Annotated in this window: 1 protein-coding gene; it reads right to left on the bottom strand. The window is 31.7% G+C overall.

Features of this window, described 5'->3' with window-relative positions; genetic code table 11:
* Positions 1-508: MSCRAMM family protein (locus AAIE21_RS29335; RefSeq protein WP_343269877.1), on the bottom strand; the 508-nt coding region annotated here is incomplete at both ends.

Here is a 508-nt window from a genome sequence, read left to right as displayed (position 1 = left end):
TTTCTTTATACGTATATTTTCCATATGGTAATTTTTCGAATTTCGCAATTCCCTTTTCGTCAGTTTTTCCTTTTACTACTTCTTTTCCTTGTTCATCGTAAATCGTAAATTCAGCTCCTGGAAGCTTGGTATTTCCATCCGCTACATCTACTTTTGTTATTTCTAAAGAGCCTGTAACCTTTTTATCTTGTACAACATGTTTAATAATTTCTCCATCTTGCTTGATTTCAAATGAGAATGTTTCTTCATTAATTAAATATCCTTCTGGTGCAAATGTTTCTTTATACGTATATTTTCCATATGGTAATTTTTCGAATTTCGCAATTCCCTTTTCGTCAGTTTTTCCTTTTACTACTTCTTTTCCTTGTTCATCGTAAATCGTAAATTCAGCTCCTGGAAGCTTGGTATTTCCATCCGCTACATCTACTTTTGTTATTTCTAAAGAGCCTGTAACCTTTTTATCTTGTACAACATGTTTAATAATTTCTCCATCTTGCTTGATTTCAAA

Source organism: Paenibacillus sp. 102 (genome assembly GCF_039549175.1).
Classification (GTDB): Bacteria; Bacillota; Bacilli; order Bacillales; family Bacillaceae_G; genus Bacillus_A.
This window is presented reverse-complemented; position numbering and strand designations above follow the sequence as displayed.